The organism is Aeromonas sp. DNP9, from assembly GCF_001728955.1.
Lineage (GTDB): Bacteria > Pseudomonadota > Gammaproteobacteria > Enterobacterales > Aeromonadaceae > Aeromonas > Aeromonas veronii.
This window is the reverse complement of record NZ_LYSQ01000024.1, coordinates 14853-35430: the sequence shown is the minus strand read 5'-3', so window position 1 is coordinate 35430 and position 20578 is coordinate 14853. Positions and strand designations below refer to the sequence as shown.

The following is a 20578-nucleotide window of genomic DNA, read 5'->3' as shown; positions in this document are numbered from 1 at the left end:
TACGCCAGTGGTTAACGGCGACGTCGCCAGGCCAGTGGCAACAGGGCCAGCAGGCCGAGTCCCAGTGCACCACCGCCTGAGGAGGTGTCCGGTTTGGTGGCATCGCTCTCCAGTCTCAGGTCGACGATGATGGGGTCATGGTCGGAGGCACTGAAGGGGTTGTCAGACTTGAGCAGGGTGCCGGTGTACTGGCTGCCGTACTCGAACAGGGAGCTCTCGAAGGAGTTGATGTGCCAGTCGGCGACACCAGCCACCTTGCTGGCCAGCGCCGGGTTGGCGAGGGCATAGTCCAGGGTGCCCAGCTCCCCGTCGTAGCTGTAAGAGATGGCTTTCTCCTTGTTGAATTTGACGGTGAGATCGATCAGGCCGTAGCTGCGAGTCACTTCGCGACCGAGCTGTTCATAGGACTGCTCACCGATAAAGGTGTGAGAGGCCGAAACAATCTTGCGCTCGCTGGCAGCCGGGTTGTAATCGGTCAGCACCCGGATCGGATCCTCTTTGGCGTAGGAGTTGAAGTCGCCCACCAGCAGCACCTGTCCCGGCAGCTTGCTGACCGCTTCACCCAGCACCTTGGCCGCGCTCACGCGGAACTCGGTACACTTGCCCTGCAGGTCGGCCGGTTCTGTCTTGCCATCGCCGTTTTCGTAGCAGCCCGAGCCCTTGGACTTGAGGTGGTTGACCACCAGCGTCAGCGGATCCTTGCTGCCAGCGACGGTAAAGCTCTGCACCAGAGAATCGCGCTGGCCGGCGGTTTTGGCTACGCCTCCCGTGGTATAGCGCTGCTCCGGCATGCGGATGACATTGGCCTCGCTAGCCGGGGTGAGCAGGGCAGGGCGATAGATCATGGCCACCATGATGGCGTCGCCACCGAAGAATTTCTCGCTGGTGAGCAGGCTGGCTGGCAGGTGGACATAGGCGTAGTGCTTGTTCGCATCCTTCTGCTGCTCGTTGAGACGGGTCACCAGATTGTTGATGGCGGAGTTGTCGCCAAAGCCGTTGTTCTCCATCTCCATCAGGCCGAGCAGGTCGGCATCCATCTCGGTGATGGCGTTGACGATCTTGGTGCGCTGCTTCTCGAAGTCGGCCAGGCTCTTGGCGCCGCGGTTGCACCCCTTGGCGCTGTCGGCATCCGCCTGATCTTTGCACAGCACGTTGAGCGCGCCACCAATGCTGGAGTGGCTGGTGAAGTAGTTGAGTACGTTGAAGCTGCCGATCCGCAGATCGCTGCCAGTGGACCGGGCGGGGGCCGGTTGGCGGTCATCTTCCGGTGTGCGCAGCAGGGCGCCGGCGCTCAGGGTGACATCGCTCGGTACCACCAGACGGAAGGCATCCTTGTTGTATACGATCACCCCCTCCAGCCCGGTCAGTTGATCACCGATGCGCAGATATCCCTGATCGGCATCCCAGCTCGGGAACCAGGGCAGTACGCCATCCGGCGCTTTGTAATCCGACTCGACTACCAGACGGTTGCTGCCATTTTTGGTGGCTAGTGCGACAGCGTCCGCACTGTTGGCAACATGAAGTTGGGTCGGTTTGATCAGCGGGGTTTTGTGGGCCAACTCTACGTTGTTGCGATAGACCTTGTAGTCGAAGCCGTAGTTGCGGGTCAGGTGCAGGTCACTGCTGGTGTCGAGACGTACCCGCATCCCTTCGTGGCGATTGAGCGCTTGAGCCAGCGTCTCCCCTTCATTGACCTGCAATACGCTGGTCGGCACATTCAGCCCTTGTGCGGTGACTTGCAGGCGGGCTTTGCTGGATTCGAAGGTGGGCTTGAGCTGGGTGCCGCCGTAGTACTCCTCGACCTTGGCTTCGAGGCAGAGTTCAGCCCCCGGTTTGATGTCTTTATATTTGGTCGCGAAGTCCTTGTCGTTCAGATAGACAAAGATGCCATCAGAGGTGGCCGGATTGCCATCGCCTACCGGGTCAGTCAGATAGAAACCCTTGGTCAGGCTTTGGCCCAGCGTCGTCACGATACCGCGAACGTTGAAGGTGCCCGGGCTGATTTTACCGGTCACATTGCCGTTCTTGTCGGTCACGGTCTGGGTGGCCAGCACGCTGGCGGAGCCTGTGCCCTGAATGGTCGGGATGGGGGTGAGTTGAGCCGGATCGGACGGGCAGACAAATGCCGCATGGGCGCCTGAGGATGCAAGTGCCAGCCCCACGGCCAGCGACAGCAGGGTACGAGTACCTTTCATAGGTGTTCCTTTTTTATTTTTGCCAGTGATTCCATAGCCTTGGCTCGTTGACCAAGGGCGCGCATTGTCACATTTCTGGCATGTCATACCAGTGAGCCAACGCACATTAAATGAATCTGGGAAGGTGCGGGGAAGCGTTTTTATGATCCCCGTAACAGTATGATTTTTTTGATAATTCAATCAATTTTAACCCTGTGATCATGACGCTTTCGTGGCAGGGGATAATTCTCTTTGAGAATAAAGATTGAGGGGATCTTGTCGCCTTCCTATACTGGGTTCGTTCCTCACGGAACCCAGGTAAAGGGCAAACCGGCAGTGATGTCGGGGCGCAATGCTTCCGGTCTCGATCGTGGATCCAGATAGCGGGGTTTCCCTGGGTGAGGGGTGGTTTTGTGGCAGGTCCATTGCCAGTTGTCTGCGCCCATCATGCAGGTTGCGGTTGTTCTTTGCCTTGGTGACCAATGCCAAGACAAAACAAGGAAGATAACAATATGCAACAGCTCTTCAGACCCAGCAGGCTTGCCATGCTGGTCGCCCTTGCGGCTGCGCCCGCGTGGGTTCAGGCCGCTTATCCCGCCTATAAATCCGGTACTGCCTACAAGGCTGGCGATATCGTCAGCAACGTCGGCGCCCTCTACGAGTGCAAAGAATTCCCCTATTCAGGCTGGTGCGGGGCATCCCCCTATCACTATGAGCCGGGTGTCGGGGCGGTCTGGGCAGATGCCTGGAAGCCCTATGGCGGCGAGGTGCCTCCTCCTGCACTCGGCGTAGCCATCAGCTCACCGGCTGCCGGTTCCAGCTTCAACGAAGGAGCCAGCGTGGCGCTGGCAGTGACCCTGAGCGGCCCGGTAACGGCGTTGGCCAAGGTGGAATATCTTGTCGACGGCAAGCTGGTGGCCACGGCGAGCGCCTCGCCCTGGAGTGCCAGCTGGAGCGCCGCCGGAGTGGGGGCCCATACCCTCAAGGCTCGTGCGCTGGATAAAGATGGCAAGGTGCTGAGCGAGGCGGATTCGAGCTTCAATGTCGCCGCCGTGGTGGCGCCAGAGGCGCCCAAGGCGAGCATCAGCAGCCCGGCCAATGGCGCCAAGGTGACGCTGGGTCGCAGCCTGGCGGTGAGCGGTAACGTCACCGATGCCAACAACGATGTGGCCAAAGTCGAGCTCTATGTCGATGGTAAGAAGGTGGGCGAAGATACCACTGCCCCCTGGCAGGTGAACTGGACACCGGATGCCAAAGGCAGTGCCGCCCTCAAGCTGGTGGCCACTGACAAGAGCAATCTGAGCGGCGAGTCGGCGGCGGTGACCGTCAATGTCGAGGAGGCCGCGCTGCCGCCCACCGGTGGCAACCTCTCTTGTGACATTCGCCAGATCTATCGCCCGGATGGCTACGAGTGCATGGGGGATGACCATGCCCGCCGGGTTATCGGCTACTTCACCTCCTGGCGCACCGGCAAGAACGGCCTGCCCGCCTATCTGGTGAGCGATATTCCATGGAACAAGATCACCCACATCAACTACGCCTTCGCGGCGGTGGATGAGCAGAGCCATACCATCAAGGTGGACGATGCAGCCACCAAGATGACTTGGGATGGCGTGCCGGGTGCCGAGATGGATCCTGAATTCGCCTACAAGGGCCACTTCAACCTGTTGTCGAAGTACAAGAAGCAGTATCCGGACGTGAAGACCCTCATCTCGGTCGGGGGCTGGGCCGATACCCGTGGCTTCTACACCGCCACCACCAAGGGCGACTGCTCGGTCAATACTGCCGGTATCAACACCCTGGCTGACTCGGCGGTGAGCTTTATCCGCCAGTACGGCTTTGATGGGGTCGATATCGACTACGAATATCCCACCTCGATGAAGGATGCGGGCAACCCCAACGACTTCCCGCTCTCCAACCAGTGCCGGGCCAAGCTGTTTGCCAACTACGAGGTGCTGATGAAGACCTTGCGGGCGCGGCTCGACAACGCCGGTAATGAAGATGGCCGCAAGTACATGCTGACCATCGCCTCACCGGCATCGGCCTATCTGCTGCGCGGGATGGAGAACTTCCAGGTCACCCAATATCTCGACTACGTCAACCTGATGACCTATGACTTCCACGGCGCCTGGAACCACTTTGTCGGTCACAATGCGGCCCTGTTCGACAACAATGCTGACCCCGAGCTCTCCCATTGGGGCGTCTATACCCAGGCCCAGTTTGGCGGCATCGGTTACCTCAACGCCGCCTGGTCTGCCCACTACTTCCGCGGTGCGCTGGCGGCTGGCAAGATCAACGTTGGCGTGCCCTATTACACCCGCGGTTGGCAGGGGGTGAGCGGTGGCAGTCATGGGTTGGGTGGCAAGGCAGCCCTGCCGAGCCAGAACGAGTGCCAGCCGGGCACAGGTGGCAGCACCATTCCGTGCGGCAACGGGGCGGTCGGCATCGACAACATCTGGCATGATCTCGACAAGAACGGCAAAGAGATCGGCGGTGGCGCCGTGCCCATGTGGCATGCCAAAAACCTGGAGCATGCAGCCAGCCTCGGCATCACCACGCTGCCGAGTTATGGCACTGCCTGGGGTCTGGATCCCAACAATCCGGCTCACGTGATGCAGGGCAAGTATGTGCGTTACTACGATGAGAAGGCCCACGCGCCCTGGCTGTGGAACGAAGAGAAGAAGGTGTTTCTCTCCACCGAAGATGAAGAGTCCATGGGCCACAAGCTCGACTACATCATCAAGCGCGGTCTGGGTGGCGTGATGTTCTGGGAGATGGCGGGTGATTACGCCTTCGATCCGGCCAAGAACGAGTACGGCATGGGCAGTACCCTGACCACCCTGGCTTATGAGAAGTTTGCCAAGGCAACTCCGTACAACACCAAGCAAAACGATCTGGCCGCGCCGAGCGCCCAGCTCGACATCCAGGTCAGCCTCTCCGGCTTCAAGGAAGGGGACTCCAACTATCCGATCAACCCGAAACTCAAGCTGGTCAACAAGTCGACCCAGACCATTCCGGGCGGCGCGCGCATCGAGTTTCTGGTGCCCACCTCCACCTCTGACACCATCACGGATCAGAGTGGCATGGGGCTCAAAGTGGTGGAGAGCGGTGGCAACGACAACTCGGAAGGCATTGCCAATGAGAAGGACTTCCACAAGGTCGCCATGAACCTGCCGGGTTGGCAGACTCTGGCGCCGGGGGCCGAGATTGAAGTCGCCATGACCTACTACCTGCCCGCCGCTGGCGTGCCGAGCGGTATGCGCATCATCAGCGGCAGCCAGACCATCGGGCTCAAGGCCGAGTTCCCGACCCTGCCGGAGGCCGTGCTGGGCTCGGGTGGCGGCGAGAATCCGGGCACCAGCTGCAGCAGCCAGAACGTCAATCCGGCGGCCTACAAGGCCTATCCGAGCTGGCCACAGGGGGATCATGCCAATGGCGGCGATCGCATCACCCATAACAAGGTAGTGTGGCAGGCCAACTGGTGGACCAGCAGCGAGCCCAAGGCAACCGATGGCAGCTGGAAGTCTGTCTGTAGCTATTGATTTTAAAATCAATGAGATAAGTGAGGCTTCGGCCTCACTTTTTTTGTCTGGTTGGTCGCTCTGGTTGAAAATGCGCCTGCCTTTCCTGGCGGGCAGCCTCTATAATAGAGTCGATTAATAATCAGATGGATATCAGCGTATGGCGAGTATATTGGATTCCGTTGATCAACGAACTCAACTGGTGGGTGAAAACCGACTCGAGTTGTTGATGTTTCGTCTCGGCACCCGTCAGATGTTCGCCATCAACGTCTTCAAGGTACGGGAAGTGGTCAAGTTGCCCCATCTGAGCAAGATGCCGGGCTCCCATCACAATATCAGCGGGGTAGCCAATATCCGCGGTACCTCGATCCCGGTGATCAACCTGCGCAGCGCCATCGGTATGCGCCCCATGCCCATCGACAGTGAATCCAACCTCATCATCACCGAGTACAACCGTACCATTCAGGGTTTTCTGGTGGGGCAGGTGGCCAACATCGTCAACATGACCTGGAAGGATATCCTGCCACCGCCGCGCTCCGCCGGGCGCGCCAACTACCTCACTGCCATCACCCGCATTCCCGAAGATGGAGTGGATCAGATCGTCGAGATCATCGACGTGGAGAAGGTGCTGGCGGAGATCATCACCTATGACATCCGCATCTCCGAAGAGGTGCTGGATCGGGAGATCCTGCCCGAGATGCATGGCCGCAAAGTGCTGATCGTCGATGACTCCAGCACCGCGCGCAATCTGGTGCGCGAGACCCTGGGCCAGCTTGGGCTTGAGGTGATCGAGTGTCAGGATGGTTTGCAGGCGCTGACCCTGCTCAAGGGATGGTGTGATGCTGGCAAGAAGGTGACTGACGAGATCCTGCTGATGATCACCGATGCCGAAATGCCGGAGATGGACGGCTACCGCCTGACCCACGAGGTACGCAGCGATCCGCGTATGTCCGATCTCTTTATCACCCTCAACACCTCCCTGAGCGGCAACTTCAACGAAGCCATGGTCAAGAAGGTGGGGTGTGACCGCTTTATCTCCAAATTCCAGCCCGACTTGCTGGTGGGGGTGGCCCAGGAGCGGCTGCGCCAGGTGCTGGAAAGCTGAGAAGCTGCCTGCCGGTTATGCTAAATCAATAACAACACATCCCGCTTCGGCGGGATGTGTTGTTATTGGGTATTGGCGATGGATTGGTTGAATCAAGGTGCCACGCAGAGATCGTCGACCATTCAAAACATCCGATTTTGGCGGGATATTTTGTTATGGGATATTGGCGATAGACGGTGGGCTTATTGGCTGAGCAGCGGTTCCATAAAGCGGGCGACTTTATCGCGGATTTGTGGCTGGGCCGCCGGGGTTGGGTGAACGCCATCGTTCATCATAAGTTCAGGGCGCAGCGCAATATCATCCATAAAGAAGGGCAGCAGTGGCAGATCGTTAGCCTGGGCCAACTCGGGAAAGATCTGTTCGAACTGGCGCAGATAGCGGGCACCGTAGTTGCGGGGCAGCTGGATTTGGGTCAACACCACACGGGTCTGCTGCTCCTTGGCGAGCGCGATCATGCTGGCCAGATTTTGGCGGGTAATGGTCGGTGCGAAGCCGCGCAGACCATCGTTGCCCCCCAGTTCGATCAGCAGCCAGTCCGGCTTGTGCTCCTTCAGCAGAGCGGGCAGACGGGCCAGCGCCCCTTGTGTCGTTTCACCGCTGATGCTGGCATTGAGCAGAGTGTGTTTTCCCCCCTCCTCCTGCCATTTCTGGTTGAGCAGGGCGGGCCAGCTCTGCTCAACCTGCATCTGATAGCCGGCGCTCAGGCTGTCTCCCAGCACCAGCAGGGTCTGGGCCTGAGCCGACGAGAGCAGGCTGCCGAGGCCAACGAACAAGGCAAACAGAATACGCACCATCAATTCAACTCCCGCTATGGATTGTCATCAAGGAATTGGAACAAAGGATACAGAGCATGAGTTCAACCCCCATTATTGTCGTCAAGGGCCTCGGCAAATCGGTTCGCCTCGGCCAGGAAAGCCTCACCATCCTTGAAGGGATCGATCTGCAAGTCAATAGTGGCGAGACGGTGGCCCTGGTCGGCGCCTCCGGCTCCGGCAAGTCCACCCTGCTGGGGCTGCTGGCCGGGCTCGATCTGCCGAGTCAGGGAGACATCGAGATCCTCGGCAAATCTCTCGGTGAGCTGGATGAGGAGGGGCGGGCCCGATTGCGCGCCGAGCAGATCGGTTTTGTGTTCCAGTCGTTCCTGCTGCTCCCGACCATGACGGCGCTGGAGAATGTGATGCTGCCCGCCGAGCTGCGCGGCGAGCGGGATTGCGAACCAAGAGCCCGCGAGCTGCTGGCTGCGGTCGGACTTGGCGAGCGGTTGCACCATCTGCCGCCACGGCTCTCCGGCGGTGAGCAGCAGCGGGTGGCCATCGCCCGCGCCTTTATGACCCGCCCCAGTCTGCTGCTGGCGGACGAGCCGACCGGCAACCTCGACAGCAAGACCGGCGAGAAAGTGATCGAGCTGCTGTTTGAACTCAATCGCAAGCACGGCACCACGCTAGTGGTCGTGACTCATGACCATCAGTTGGCCGAGCGTTGCCAGCGGCAACTGGTCATGACGGCGGGTCGGCTGGATCGCGAGGTGGCCCATGATGTGGTGTAACGGAGTGAGCAGCGGGTCAGGCGGGAGATACAAGGGATGATGCAGTGGCGATTGGGATGGCGACTGCTGCGCCGGGAAGGTTTCAGCGGCGAGCTGCGCTGGTTTGTGCTGGCGCTGGCCCTGAGCGTGGCGTGCGTCTTGAGTGTGGCGCTGGTGGCGGATCGGCTCGATGCTGGACTCAAGGCGTCGGGCCGCGACTTTATCGGGGCGGATCGGGTGCTGCGCACCGCAGCCGCCCTGCCGGATGGCTGGCTGGCCCGAGCGAAACAGGATGGCTTGGCGGTGCAGACCACCGTCAGCTTCAACAGCATGCTGTTTCACGGCGACGCGCTGCAGCTTGCCTCCATTCGGGCTGTGCCCGATGGTTTTCCCTTCTATGGCAAGCTCACTCTGGAACCTGCCCGCGCCCCGGCTCCCGGCGAGATCTGGCTCTCCGCCCGGGTGATGCAGCTGCTTAAGGCTAAAACGGGGGATGAGCTGGAGGTGGGCAATACGGTGCTCAAGGTGGCAGGCCTGCTTGGCGAGGAGCCGGATCAGGGCTTCAGCCCCTTCCTGCTGGCGCCGCGGGCGCTGATCCACAGTGCCGATATCGAGGCGACCGGTGCTCTGCTCCCCGGCAGCCGCCAGCAGTGGCGCTATCTGTTCAAGGGGCCGCGAGAGTCGCTGGCCCGTTACGAGCAATGGTTGTTGCCGCAATTGCAGGCCGGACAGAAGTGGATCAAACCGGATGACAGCGAATCCCAAGTGGGCCGCTCACTGGCCAATGCCGAGCGTTTCTTCCGGCTTGCCTCGCTAAGCGGGGTATTGCTGGGGGCGTTGGCGATGGGTATTGCGGTGCGCCACTTTGCCGAGCGTCAGACCAATATGGTGGCGCTGCTCAAAACCCTGGGGGCATCCCGTCGCTCGCTCTGGCAACTGATGGGAGCCCTGCTGCTGTCGCTGACGCTGATCGGTGCGCTGCTGGGTCTGGTAGCGGGCACAGCCATGCAGTGGATCACCTTGCAACTGCTGGGGGAGCTGTTGCCGCCGGATCTGCCGCCCCCCTCCTGGCGTCCCTTTGCGCTGGGGGTGGCGGTGGCGCTCTTTATCACTCTGCTGCTCGCTTTTGTACCCTTCTTGCGGCTGCTGAAAGTGCCGCCGCTGCGGGTATTGCGCCGCGAGCTGGAGGCGGGCATTCCCCCCTGGCTGGCGCTGCCGGTCGGCCTGCTCGGGCTGTTTGCGCTGGTCTGGGGCTTTACCGCCGATGTGCGGTTGGCTCTTGGTTTGGTCGGCGGTATGGGCTTGCTGATGGGGCTGTTGGCCCTGCTGGCAGCGCTGATGTTGCGGCTGGGGGCCAGAGTGAGCGGGCCTCATGCCTTGCGGCTGGCGCTGGCACACCTGTCGCGCGAGCGCAGCAGCGGCCTGTTCCAGCTGGCGGGTTTTGCACTGGCATTGATGTTGTTTGGCTTGCTCTGGGCGGCCCGGGTCGATCTGCTGGATGAGTTTTCGGCTCGCCTGCCTGTCGATGCGCCCAACCGGTTTCTGGTCAATGTGGCCGAAAACGAACGGGAGGGGATCCTGAGCGAGCTGGCGGCGGCGGGGGCCACCACCTCCGACTTCTATCCCATGGTGCGCGGCAGGCTGACCCATATCGCCGGTGAGGCGGTAGGCGAGGGGGTCAGTAGTGGCCGCGAGGGGGTCGATCGGGAGCTTAACTTCACTACCACAACAACCCTGCCAATCGACAACAAGCTGGTGGCCGGGAAATGGCTCGCCGGGCCCGGCGAGGTGTCGGTGGATAGCGAGTTGGCCAAGCGACTCGATATCAAGCTGGGGGACATGCTCGCCTTTACCATCGAGGGGCGCAGCTTTGGCGCCAGGGTCACCAGTTTGCGCAGCATCAAGTGGGACAATATGCGTCCCAACTTCTACATGATCTTCTCCGAGGAGCTGCTGGCACCCTTCTCCCGTACCTGGCTTGGTAGTTACCGATTGCCCGAGGCGGGGCGCACTGCCGAGGTGGAACTTATTCGCCGTCACCCCACGGTGAGTCTTATCGATGTGGATGACCTGATTGCGCGGCTCACTCAGGTATCGGAGCAGGTGGGCCGGGCGCTGGCGCTGATGTTGGGGCTGGTGACGGTGGCCGCGCTGCTGGTGCTGCTGACCCAGACCCAGGCCAGCATGGCTCAGCGTCGGCGCGAGCTGTTGCTGATGCGCACTCTGGGTGCCAGCAGCGACCTGCTGAAAAAGATGCTGCGCTGGGAGCTGGTGGCCAGTGGTGCGCTGGCGGGGCTCTGTGCCGCCATGGTGGTGGAGCTCTGCTCCTTTGGCCTGCAGTGGTGGTGGTTCGAGGGGCAGTGGCAGTTCCACTGGGCCATCTGGCTTGGCCTGCCGACGCTGGGGGCCTTGCTGGTAACGCTGGCGGGGCAGGGGATGCAGCGCCAGCTGCTGGCTGGCACCCTGAGCGATCGGCTGCGGGGGCTGGGTCAGGGGTTGTTGTAATCCAGCCAAAACGAGCCGATGTACACAAGGTGCAATAGCGCAGCCACAATAGACAAGCAACCCGGCCATTGGCCGGGTTGCTTGCTATGCGAGGTGCTGACGAGTGGACGCTGCGAGCGGGTGTGAGTTAGCGGGGCTCGCGCAGCAGATTGGTGAGGGCGCTCGGCAGCTCGGGATAGCTGAAGTGAAAACCGGCCTGTTGCAGCCGTGCTGGTATCACCTTTTGCCCGGTCAGCAGCAGATCTGCCGCCTCCCCCATCACCAGTTGCAACAGCGGCGCCGGGACGAAGAAGATATGCGGGCGGTGTAGCGTCGCAGCCAAGGTCTGGCTGAACTCCCGGTTGCTGACCGGATGGGGCGCAGTGCCGTTGAAGATGCCGCTGCACTCTTCGTGTTCCAGCAGGAACAGCATGGCGCGTACCAGATCCTGCACATGGATCCAGCTCATCATCTGGCTGCCTGACCCCATGGGGCCGCCGAGTCCGAGTCGGTAGGGGGGGAGCATTTTGGGCAGGGCGCCGCCATCCATACCAAGCACCAGCCCGATCCGCACGATACAGACCCGGGTTTGGCGGCTCTGGGCCTCCTGCGCCAAGGTTTCCCACTGCTGGCAGAGCTGGTGGGTAAACTCGTCGTTGGGAGAGCGGCACTGCTCATCGAGGGTTTCGGTGCCCTGTCTGCCATACCAGCCGATGGCGGAGGCGTTGATCAGCACCTTGGGCGGCGTGCTGGATAGTTTGATGAGGTCCACCAGCTGCTCGGTCAACAGCCAGCGGCTATCGCAGAGCAGCTGTTTGCGCGACTCGCTCCAGCGTCCGGCGGCGATGGGTTCACCGGCCAGATTGATCACTGCGTCCACGTCATTGAGGTCATCAAGCCGATCGAGGTTATCCAATACCTTGATATCGTGACCGAGCAGGGAGTAAGCGCGGCTCCCCTGCCTGCTCAATACCACGACCTCGTGATTGACCTTGAGATGGGCAACCAGCTTGCGGCCGATAAAGCCGGTTCCTCCGGTAATAAGAATCTTCATCGCTGCATGCTCCTGCTGCCGTTTGCTCTACTCTAATTGCGTCGTCCAGCTGCAACAAGTGGACGAGCTTGGCATGTGTTGTTCACTAGACTGGTTTTAACTCTATCTTTTTCTTACCAGATATTGTTGAACAATAGTTTGAATTGATTGATTTTTGTTGTGTGGAGATTTGTTGAACAATCGCTATTATGGCGACCCTTTTCGCCTGTCCAACGAGGCTGTCACCCATTATCCGAGCATCAAAGAGGCCGCCATGCCATTTCGTCGTTTGAAACTTCGTCAGCTTTACTCGAGGATTCTGTTGGCGTTGCTGATGGGGGGCGGGATCCTGCTGCTGGGGATTGTTGCCGTTATCTGGCAGACCGTGACCGAGATAGAGCGTGATGCCGATTCACGGTTGCAGCATGCCCGGATGATGTTTGATCGCTCCATCGGCCATGCCCGGCAGGCGGCCATCAATGTGGAGGGGATGCTTGGTCACTCCTGCAAGGAGGCGGCACAACTCCTGCGCGAACAGGTGGCCACTGTGCCTGATGTCCGTTCCGCCAATCTGGCTGTCGGCAGCCACATCTACTGCACCTCGCTCTATGGTGACTACGATGGCCCCTTCAATCCTGACAGTTATGTGGATGGCAGTCTGCAACTGCTGCCCGGCAATGAGGTCACACCGGATCGTCCCTTGATCGTGCTACGTCATGAAACGGACAAGGGGAGTGTGCTGATCGGTATAGATGGCTACTACTTGCGCAATACCCTGGAGATCTCCAGCAAGAACTCCCCGATGGCTCTCGTGGTGGGTCAGAGGGCACTGTTTGGCTCAGGTCAGTTCGGGGCGGCGCCCTCTCCGACAGAAGAGGGTTATATTGCTCTCGCTTCGGCCGATTTCCCCTATCAGGTTGTCACCCAAGTCACGGTGCATGACTACTTGAGCCACGCATGGCGCTACTCCAGAGATACCTTGATCCTCTCTCCGTTGCTGGCGCTGCTGATTGGATTCGGTACCTTCAGGCTGATGGGGCGTAGCAGCTCACCAGCGGAGGAGCTCAAGCGCGCGTTGATCGAGGAGGAGTTTATCCCCTATCTGCAGCCGGTGGTCTCCGGTGAGGATGAGCAGTGGCGTGGCTGTGAGGTGCTGATGCGCTGGCTGCATCCCAAGCAGGGGATGATCTCGCCGGATCGCTTTATTCCGTTGGCGGAAGATAGCGGGTTGATCGTGCCCATGACCAGCCTGTTGATGGCTCAGGTGCGCGACCACTTCGCCCCTTATGCCCGCAAGCTGCCGGCCAAGTTCCATTTTTGCTTCAATATCAGCGCCAAGCACTTTCAGGATCTCGACCTGTTGGCTGACTGCAAGGCCTTTCTCCACGCGTTTCAGGACAATCCCGTTGATTTGGGGCTGGAGCTGACTGAGCGGGAGCTGCTGGTGGCTGATGAGACAACTGCCCGGATGTTTGCTGAATTGCGCAAACTGGGCGTGTTGATCTCTATCGATGACTTTGGCACCGGTCACTCCAGTCTCACTTATCTGCAACAGTTTCAGGTCGATGCACTCAAGATTGATCGGAGCTTTGTGGAGATGATCGGTACGGATGCACTCTCCAGCCATATCGTTGAAAACGTGATTGATCTGGCAAAGCGACTTGAATTGATCCTGATCGCGGAGGGGGTCGAGAAGCAGTCGCAGGCGGACTATCTGCGGGCTCGCCACGTTGACTATCTGCAAGGGTATCGTTACAGCCGCCCCATCCCGATGAAGCAGTTTTGCAAGACCTTGTTTGGCTGAACGGTTGAATGGGGAGCATAAAAAAACCAGCGATCGCTCGCTGGTTTTTTGTTGGTACCGTTTGTCTGACGATCAGAGCATGCGCTGGAGGGCGCGGGCCAAGCGTTTGACCCCCTCCTCGATGGTCGCTTCATCGACGCAGGAGAAGCTCAGGCGCAGGGTATTCTTGATCTCGGGGCGCACATAGAAGGGAGCGCCGGGGACGAAAGCCACCTTCTCTTTGATTGCCTCGTCAAACAGCGCCATGGCACTGATGTGGGCTGGCAGGGTCAGCCAGAGGAACATGCCCCCTTCCGGTCTGGTGTAGCTGACGCCGGGCGGGCAGTGACGGGCCAGCGCGGCTTCCATGGCGGCACGCTGGCGGCCATAGACCTCCTTGATCTTCTCCAAGTGAGCGTCGAGAGAGTTGTCGGTCAGGAAGCGGTGCAGCACCTGCTGGCTGAAGGCGTTGCTGTGCAGATCGGTCGCCTGCTTGGCGATGGTCACCTTCTTGCGCAGCCAGTCCGGCATCACCATCCAGCCCAGACGGAAGGCGGGCACCACGGTCTTGGAAAACGAGCCGAGCAGCACGGTATTGTTTGGCGCCAGCTTGGCTATGGGGGGGAGATGCTCACCCTCGAAGCGTAGCTCGCCGTAGGGATCATCTTCCACCATCAACAGCTCGTGGCGCACCAGTCGCTCGGCCAGTGCCTCGCGGTTGGCACGGCTATAGGAGACACCGCTCGGGTTCTGGAAGTTGGGCACGCCGTAGAGCAGCTTGGCACTGGAGCCGCTTGCCAGCAGCGCATCCAGCGCCGCCAGATCCAGACCCTCTTCTTCAAGGGTGATCGGCTTGAAGGTGGGCTGGTAGACAGAAAAAGCCTGAATGGCGCCAAGGTAACCCGGCTCTTCGATGATGAGATCCTGACCCTCGTCGATCAGCACCTTGCCCAGCAGATCCAGCGCCTGCTGGGAGCCGCTGGTGATGAGGATGTTGTCCGGATTGACCTGCATGCCGTGGCGGGCCAGATAGCGGTCGGCAATATACTGGCGCAGCGGGGCGAAGCCCTCGGTCGCCGCATATTGCAGGGCGGCAGCCCCTTGCTCGCGCAGTACATCCTGACAGGCCTGATCGATCGCCTTGACCGGAAACAGGTGGGGATTGGGCAGGCCACCGGCGAAGGAGATGATCTCCGGATTGGCGGCAACTTTGAGGATTTCACGGATAAAGGAAGGCTCGACCTTCTTGAAGCGCTGGGCAAAAAACGGCTGCATAGACAATTCTCTCGGCATGTGGGCGGTCGCTCCATTCGACCGCCAGGTTATCCGTTTGTATCAGATTTCAGAAATGAGGCAATGATTGTCACAAAAATCGCCAAAAAAGGGCTGGAACGACTCTACTGCGGATTATATTGGGCGGTTAGTCAGTGTGGTGATGCCAGTGAGGGAGCAGGGAAGTGGATAGCCGGAATATTTGTTGCGCGAAACACTTGCGCCTTGGGCCTATCTTGGGATAATTCGCTCCCCTGTTTTCGCGGGTCGATGAAATGCCGAGCCGCGAGCGGTCCCGCTCGGGATCGAACACAAGATGTATTACCCGGATTGATGAAATAACGAGACCATTATGCCTGTGACCCAAGATGTATTTAACGAAGACGGCAAGTTCATGCGCAAGATCCGCAGCTTTGTCCGTCGCGAAGGCCGCCTGACCAAAGGGCAGGAGAAGGCCCTGGAAGAGCTTTGGCCGGTCATGGGCATCGATTTTGAGCCAAAGCAGCTCGATCTGGTCGCACTGTTTGGCCGTGAAGCACCTGTGGTGCTGGAGATCGGCTTTGGTATGGGGGCCTCTCTGGTGGAGATGGCCAAAAATGCCCCCGAGAAGAACTTCATTGGCATTGAAGTGCACTCGCCGGGCGTGGGCGCCTGTCTGGGTACCGCTCAGGAAGCGGGGGTCACCAATCTGAAGGTGATATGCCACGATGCGGTCGAGGTGCTGGAGCACATGATCCCGAACGGTTCACTCTCCTGCCTGCAGCTCTTCTTCCCGGATCCCTGGCACAAGAGCCGTCACCACAAGCGTCGCATTGTACAGCCTGCATTTGCCCAGGACATTCGCCAGAAGCTGGCCATCGGTGGCGTGTTCCACATGGCGACCGACTGGGAAAACTATGCAGAGCACATGCTGGAAGTGATGAGCGCCGCCGAGGGTTACGAGAATACCTCTGCCACCGGCAACTGGGTGCCTCGTCCGGACTGGCGTCCGCTGACCAAATTTGAACAACGTGGCCACCGTCTGGGCCACGGGGTTTGGGATCTGATTTTCAAGCGTGTCAGCTAAGCTGGCACGTCAACACACCTAGCGTATCAACTAACTTGAGGAGCTATCATGGCCAATCGTAGCCGCCGCCTGCGCAAGAAACTGCGCGTCGATGAATTCCAGGAAATGGGTTTCGACATCAGTTTCAACTTCCCGGTCGGCACTGCCGAAGAGACCATCGATGCGGTAGTCGATGCGATGATCGATGAGGTTGTTGAACCCCGTAAACTGGCTTTTGCCGGCTCCGGTCACCTGGCCTGGGAAGGGATGATCTGCACCCAGCAACTGGGCAAGTGTACCGAAGAAGACCGCGCTGCCGTCAAATCCTGGCTGGAAGGCAAGGGGATGGAAGCCGTGGTCGTTACCGAGCTGTTCGACCTCTGGTACGGTGAACCGGCCTGATACAAGGCTGCCGCATCTGGCGCCTTGTTGTGGGTAACTGAAAAATCCCGCCGCTGGCGGGATTTTTGTCAGTGGGGATGGGATCTCCACCGCTGTTTTAGTCATGGAATCGCTTATTGCTTATGGTGTTGTCATCCGAATTACTGGCCAGCATCCTTGAAGAGGTGCGCCCGTTGCTGGGACAAGGCAAGGTGGCCGACTACATTCCGGCACTGGCTCAGGTGCCTGCCGATCGGCTGGGTATCGCAGTCTGTACCGTCGAGGGGGAGCTGTTCACCGCCGGTGACGCTTTTGAACCCTTCTCCATCCAGAGTATCTCCAAGGCCCTGAGCCTGACCCTGGCACTCACTCTCTATCAGGAGGAGGAGATCTGGGCCCGGGTTGGCAAGGAGCCCTCCGGCCAGCCCTTCAACTCGCTGGTTCAGCTCGAGTTCGAGCAGGGGATCCCCCGCAACCCCTTTATCAATGCCGGGGCGCTGGTGGTGAGCGATCTGCTGGAGACCCGCCTCACAGCGCCCCGTCAACGTACCCTCGAGCTGGTGCGCCGCCTTTCCGGCAATCCGGCCATCATGGCGGATCAGGTCGTCGCTCGCTCCGAATATCAGCACTCTGCCCGCAACGCCGCCATCGCCTATCTGATGAAGGCCTACGGCAACTTCGAAAACGAAGTGGACAAGGTGCTGCAAAGCTACTTCAATGCCTGTGCCATTCGCATGAGCTGCGTCGATTTGGCGCGGGCATTCATCTATCTGGCCAACCGTGGTGTGCCACTGGGCGAGAGCGTACCGCTGCTGCCCGCCCGCACCACCAAGCAGGTCAACGCCCTGCTCGCCACCTGCGGTCTCTATGATGAGGCGGGGGATTTTGCCTATCGGGTCGGCATGCCGGGCAAATCGGGTGTCGGCGGCGGTATCATCGCCCTGATCCCGGGCGAGCTCTGCGTCTGTGTCTGGTCGCCCGAGCTCAACAAAGCCGGTAACTCGCTGGCGGGCACGGCGGCGCTGGAGCTGCTGGCCGAGCGGCTGGGTCGCTCCATTTTTTAACCTTGTTCACTATGAATCGAGAAATCACCATGAAACGACATCTTCGCTTCCTGCAGGCCGCGCTGGCGACCTTACTGCTCTGGTGTGCCCTGCCCGCCGTGGCAGGGGAGTTGCCACCGCTCTCGCTGGCCGATGCCAAGGCCAAACAGGCTGTCATCCTGGATACCCGCGCCAGCTACTTCTATCAGGGGTGGCCGATGGAAGGGGAGAAGCAGGGCGGCCATGTGGCGGGCGCCGAGAACCTCTCTGCCGAGTGGAAATACAGCGATGAAGAGTGGCCAAAGGCCCTCGAGATCAAGGGGCTGAAGGCCGATCGTCCGGTTGCCCTCTACGGTGCGTCCCGCGAAGTGGCCGAGGTGGCCCGTCTGCTGCGCAAGCAGGGGATCAAGCAGCTGTTCGAGCTGCAAGGGTGGCAAGCCGCACCGCGCGAGTCGCTGGCACGCTGGCAGCAGCTGGTCTATCCGCGCTGGTTGGCGGATCTGCAAGAGGGCAAGCCGGTTGCCGCGGCGCCCAAGGGTGACTGGAAGCTGTTTGAAGTGGATTGGGGTTCACCCAAGGCCTACCTCATCAGCCACATCCCGGGGGCCGGTTATATCGATACCAACAGCCTCGAAGAGGAGCCGCTGTGGAACAAGGTCTCTGACGAAGCGCTCAAGAAGCTGCTGCTGGATAACGGCATCCGTCACGACACCACCGTGATCCTTTACGGTCGCAACACCATGGCGGCGGCCCGAGCCGCGCATCTGATGATGTACGCGGGGGTGGAAGATGTGCGCCTGCTGGACGGTGGCCTGGATGCCTGGTTTATCCAGCACCTGCGCACCGAAACCGGTCTGCCCAACAAATATGAGCCGGTGAAGGAGTTTGGCGTGGCCATTCCCGCTCACCCCGAGTACTACACCACGCTAAGCCAGGCGAAAGAGCTGCTCAAGCAGCCCGATAGCGCACTGGTCAGCGTGCGTACCTGGGACGAGTTTGTCGGCAACACCTCTGGCTACAGCTACATCAAGCCGAAGGGCGATATCCCGGGGGCCAAGTGGGGTCATGGCGGGGTGGATGCCAACAGTATGAGCGATTTCCACAACCCGGACGGCACCATGAAGCCGGCCCGCGAGATCCTCGCCATGTGGGAGCAGTGGAATATCGAGCCGACCCAGCAGGCGGCGTTCTACTGCGGTACCGGCTGGCGCGCCTCCGAGGCCTTCTTCTACGCCTGGCTGATGGACTGGAAACAGATCAGCGTCTACGACGGCGGCTGGTACGAGTGGAGCATGGATCCCAAGAATCCGACCGTGACCGGTGAGCGTCAGCCTGCCAAGTCATGATTGCGTTCTTGCGCTGAAAAGAAGAGGCCGGACAGAGATGTCCGGCCTTTTTCATTGCGCTCGCCACCCGGCCAGATAACTAGGCTAAGTCGCTGATTATTGACGGCGATCCCGCTTTGCTCATCCTGCCATCCCGTGCCGTGCGATTGAACTAGGCTTCAAGAAACATCCTCGTGGTGAGGATGATCGCAGAAGAGGCCGCAATGAAAAAACTGATGATGATCCTGGTGTGTGCCCTGGGGCTGGTGGCATGCAGCTCCCAATACATCATGAGCACCAAGGATGGCAAGATGATCACCACAGAGAGCAAACCCAAGCTGGACGAGAGCACCGGCATGTATCGCTATTACGATCATGAAGGGCGCGAGGTAATGATCAAGAAAGATGACGTGACCCAAATCATGGAGCGCTAAGCGCTCTCTTGCCGCAAGGGCCGCTATCTGCGGCTCTTCTCTTTTTGCCGAAAAGTCGCGCTGTTTTCTCAGTTGATCCCCGCACATTCGCAGCAAATTCAGCCGTGATACAGCTTCCGTTATGGTTTAACCCTTATCATCACACTCCATTTTTTATTGGAGGTGTTATGTCCTTGATGTCTATCTGGAATTCCCGTTTTTCTGCACGCAGCTTGCTGGGTGGTGTCTTGCTGGTGGTGGCGTCAGCCAGCCATGCCGGTGACGATCAGTTCACGCTGGGGCGGACTATTTTACTGGGAGCCGGTGATCATGGTGCGACAATTCCTTTGGTGATTTGCCGTCAGACCAAATATATCAAGGTGAAGGCGGAGCGTGATTTGACCCTGGATCGGGTGGTGGTGACCTATGGTGGTGACCGTACCAAAACCATTCATTTTGATCGGGATATGAGCAGTGATAAAGAGACCGAGTGGAAATCACTGGGTTCGCGTCGTTGTGTGAAAAAGATCGAAGTGTACGGTAATTCAGAGCGCAGCAAAGCGGGCGTGAAAGTATTCGGCCGCAAATAATTGATGTGGTGTGTCTGCGCAGACAGATGAGTTAAAAATAATGGCGAGCCGTGGCTCGCCATTATTTTTTATGGTCGGGTTCGCTATTTTTTCGGACGAAATGGCTTGATGACAGTTTCATCGCACTCGAGATACGGTCCTTCCATCAAATCGATACAGTAGGGGATGGCGGGGAAGACTGCATCCAGACATTCGCGGATTGATTTGGGCTTGCCCGGCAGATTGACGATCAGGGTATCGTCGCGCAACCCGGCAGTCTGGCGCGACAGAATGGCGGTCGGCACAAATTTGAGGGATTCGGCCCGCATCAGCTCGCCAAAGCCCGGCATCATGCGATTACACACCGCCTCGGTCGCTTCCGGCGTGACATCCCGCTTGGCCGGACCGGTACCGCCTGTGGTGACGATGAGACAACACTGCTCCTCATCCGCCAGCCGGATCAGGGTCGCTTCAATCTGCTCCTGCTCATCGGGGATCACCTGATAGACAGGTTCCCACTCCGAGGTCAGATAGGCGTTCAGGGTGTCGATGATGGCCTTGCCGGAGAGGTCTTCATAGATGCCCGCGCTGGCGCGATCGCTGACGGTGACGATACCGATTTTTGCCTTGCTCATGGTCTGCTCTTGAATGTCCGATAAAAGTGGCAATTAAAATAACATAATCAGTGAGATATGTTAAACCGTCAGGAGATGACGCGGGTCGGTGAGGGAAGAATAAAGTGTCGAATGAAGCAAAATAAGGCCACCCGGATTTTTATTTGCAATAAAAAACAGAAAATCACAACCTAAAATGTATAAGTGTTTTATCTCACCTGAATTAAAAACAATCGCTTGTTTCCAAACACAATTAAAATAGATAGACACCCTCGTAGTGACCATTGTCCG

Annotated in this window: 16 protein-coding genes and 1 riboswitch; of the genes, 11 read left to right on the top strand and 5 right to left on the bottom strand. The window is 59.3% G+C overall.

Annotated features, from left to right (window positions below; all coding sequences use genetic code 11):
• Positions 1-11: 11 nt before the first annotated feature.
• Positions 12-2195, bottom strand: coding sequence for an ExeM/NucH family extracellular endonuclease (locus tag A9G06_RS16620; RefSeq protein ID WP_069555913.1), 2184 nt, complete (start codon positions 2193-2195; stop codon positions 12-14).
• Positions 2196-2488: 293 nt separating this feature from the next.
• Positions 2489-2571, top strand: a riboswitch (cyclic di-GMP riboswitch).
• Positions 2572-2719: 148 nt separating this feature from the next.
• On the opposite strand from A9G06_RS16620, the gene A9G06_RS16615 reads away from it, so the two are divergent.
• Both A9G06_RS16615 and A9G06_RS16610 read left to right on the top strand, forming a co-directional pair.
• Positions 2720-5716, top strand: a complete 2997-nt coding sequence (locus A9G06_RS16615) for a glycosyl hydrolase family 18 protein (protein WP_139126270.1) — start codon at positions 2720-2722, stop codon at positions 5714-5716.
• Positions 5717-5855: 139 nt separating this feature from the next.
• Positions 5856-6800 carry a chemotaxis protein CheV gene (locus A9G06_RS16610; protein ID WP_005335238.1) on the top strand — a complete coding sequence of 315 codons (945 nt, stop codon included), beginning with the start codon at positions 5856-5858 and terminating at the stop codon, positions 6798-6800.
• 182 nt (positions 6801-6982) lie between these two features.
• On the opposite strand, the gene A9G06_RS16605 is transcribed toward A9G06_RS16610, so the two are convergent.
• Positions 6983-7594: an arylesterase gene (locus A9G06_RS16605; protein WP_069555911.1), complete on the bottom strand. Its 612-nt coding sequence runs from the start codon at positions 7592-7594 to the stop codon at positions 6983-6985.
• A 56-nt stretch (positions 7595-7650) separates the two neighbouring features.
• Here A9G06_RS16605 and A9G06_RS16600 point away from each other — a divergent pair, with 56 nt between their 5' ends.
• A complete protein-coding gene (locus tag A9G06_RS16600) occupies positions 7651-8346 on the top strand; it encodes an ABC transporter ATP-binding protein (RefSeq protein ID WP_019446439.1) in 696 nt (231 codons plus the stop codon).
• A gap of 36 nt (positions 8347-8382) precedes the next feature.
• The gene (locus A9G06_RS16595; protein WP_069555910.1) at positions 8383-10830 is read left to right on the top strand and encodes an FtsX-like permease family protein; all 2448 of its coding nucleotides are present in this window, start codon (positions 8383-8385) and stop codon (positions 10828-10830) included.
• A gap of 127 nt (positions 10831-10957) precedes the next feature.
• On the opposite strand, the gene A9G06_RS16590 is transcribed toward A9G06_RS16595, so the two are convergent.
• On the bottom strand, positions 10958-11863 hold the full coding sequence (locus tag A9G06_RS16590; protein ID WP_069555909.1) for a TIGR01777 family oxidoreductase: 906 nt from the start codon (positions 11861-11863) through the stop codon (positions 10958-10960).
• Positions 11864-12116: 253 nt separating this feature from the next.
• Here A9G06_RS16590 and A9G06_RS16585 point away from each other — a divergent pair, with 253 nt between their 5' ends.
• On the top strand, positions 12117-13646 hold the full coding sequence (locus tag A9G06_RS16585; protein ID WP_069555946.1) for a cyclic diguanylate phosphodiesterase: 1530 nt from the start codon (positions 12117-12119) through the stop codon (positions 13644-13646).
• A 72-nt stretch (positions 13647-13718) separates the two neighbouring features.
• Here the strand turns inward: A9G06_RS16585 and A9G06_RS16580 are convergent, their stop codons facing one another.
• Complete coding sequence (locus A9G06_RS16580; RefSeq protein WP_069555908.1) at positions 13719-14900, bottom strand: PLP-dependent aminotransferase family protein; 1182 nt, start codon at positions 14898-14900, stop codon at positions 13719-13721.
• Positions 14901-15249: 349 nt separating this feature from the next.
• Here A9G06_RS16580 and trmB point away from each other — a divergent pair, with 349 nt between their 5' ends.
• The 6 genes from trmB (at position 15250) to A9G06_RS16550 (ending at position 19694) form a co-directional block, all read left to right on the top strand.
• Complete coding sequence (trmB, locus tag A9G06_RS16575) at positions 15250-15963, top strand: tRNA (guanosine(46)-N7)-methyltransferase TrmB (protein ID WP_005335228.1); 714 nt, start codon at positions 15250-15252, stop codon at positions 15961-15963.
• Between the two features lie 48 nt (positions 15964-16011).
• On the top strand, positions 16012-16344 hold the full coding sequence (locus tag A9G06_RS16570; protein ID WP_005348158.1) for a YggL family protein: 333 nt from the start codon (positions 16012-16014) through the stop codon (positions 16342-16344).
• Between the two features lie 122 nt (positions 16345-16466).
• Positions 16467-17387 (top strand): glutaminase B, encoded by a 921-nt coding sequence (gene glsB, locus A9G06_RS16565; protein WP_005348151.1) that lies wholly within the window; start codon positions 16467-16469, stop codon positions 17385-17387.
• A gap of 29 nt (positions 17388-17416) precedes the next feature.
• On the top strand, positions 17417-18712 hold the full coding sequence (locus A9G06_RS16560) for a sulfurtransferase (protein WP_069555907.1): 1296 nt from the start codon (positions 17417-17419) through the stop codon (positions 18710-18712).
• Between the two features lie 203 nt (positions 18713-18915).
• Entirely contained in the window at positions 18916-19125 is a 210-nt protein-coding gene (locus A9G06_RS16555; RefSeq protein WP_005335219.1) for a YgdI/YgdR family lipoprotein, read from the top strand.
• Positions 19126-19292: 167 nt separating this feature from the next.
• Complete coding sequence (locus A9G06_RS16550) at positions 19293-19694, top strand: DUF2541 family protein (RefSeq protein WP_069555906.1); 402 nt, start codon at positions 19293-19295, stop codon at positions 19692-19694.
• 83 nt (positions 19695-19777) lie between these two features.
• On the opposite strand, the gene mog is transcribed toward A9G06_RS16550, so the two are convergent.
• Complete coding sequence (gene mog, locus A9G06_RS16545; RefSeq protein ID WP_069555905.1) at positions 19778-20308, bottom strand: molybdopterin adenylyltransferase; 531 nt, start codon at positions 20306-20308, stop codon at positions 19778-19780.
• Positions 20309-20578: the final 270 nt, after the last annotated feature.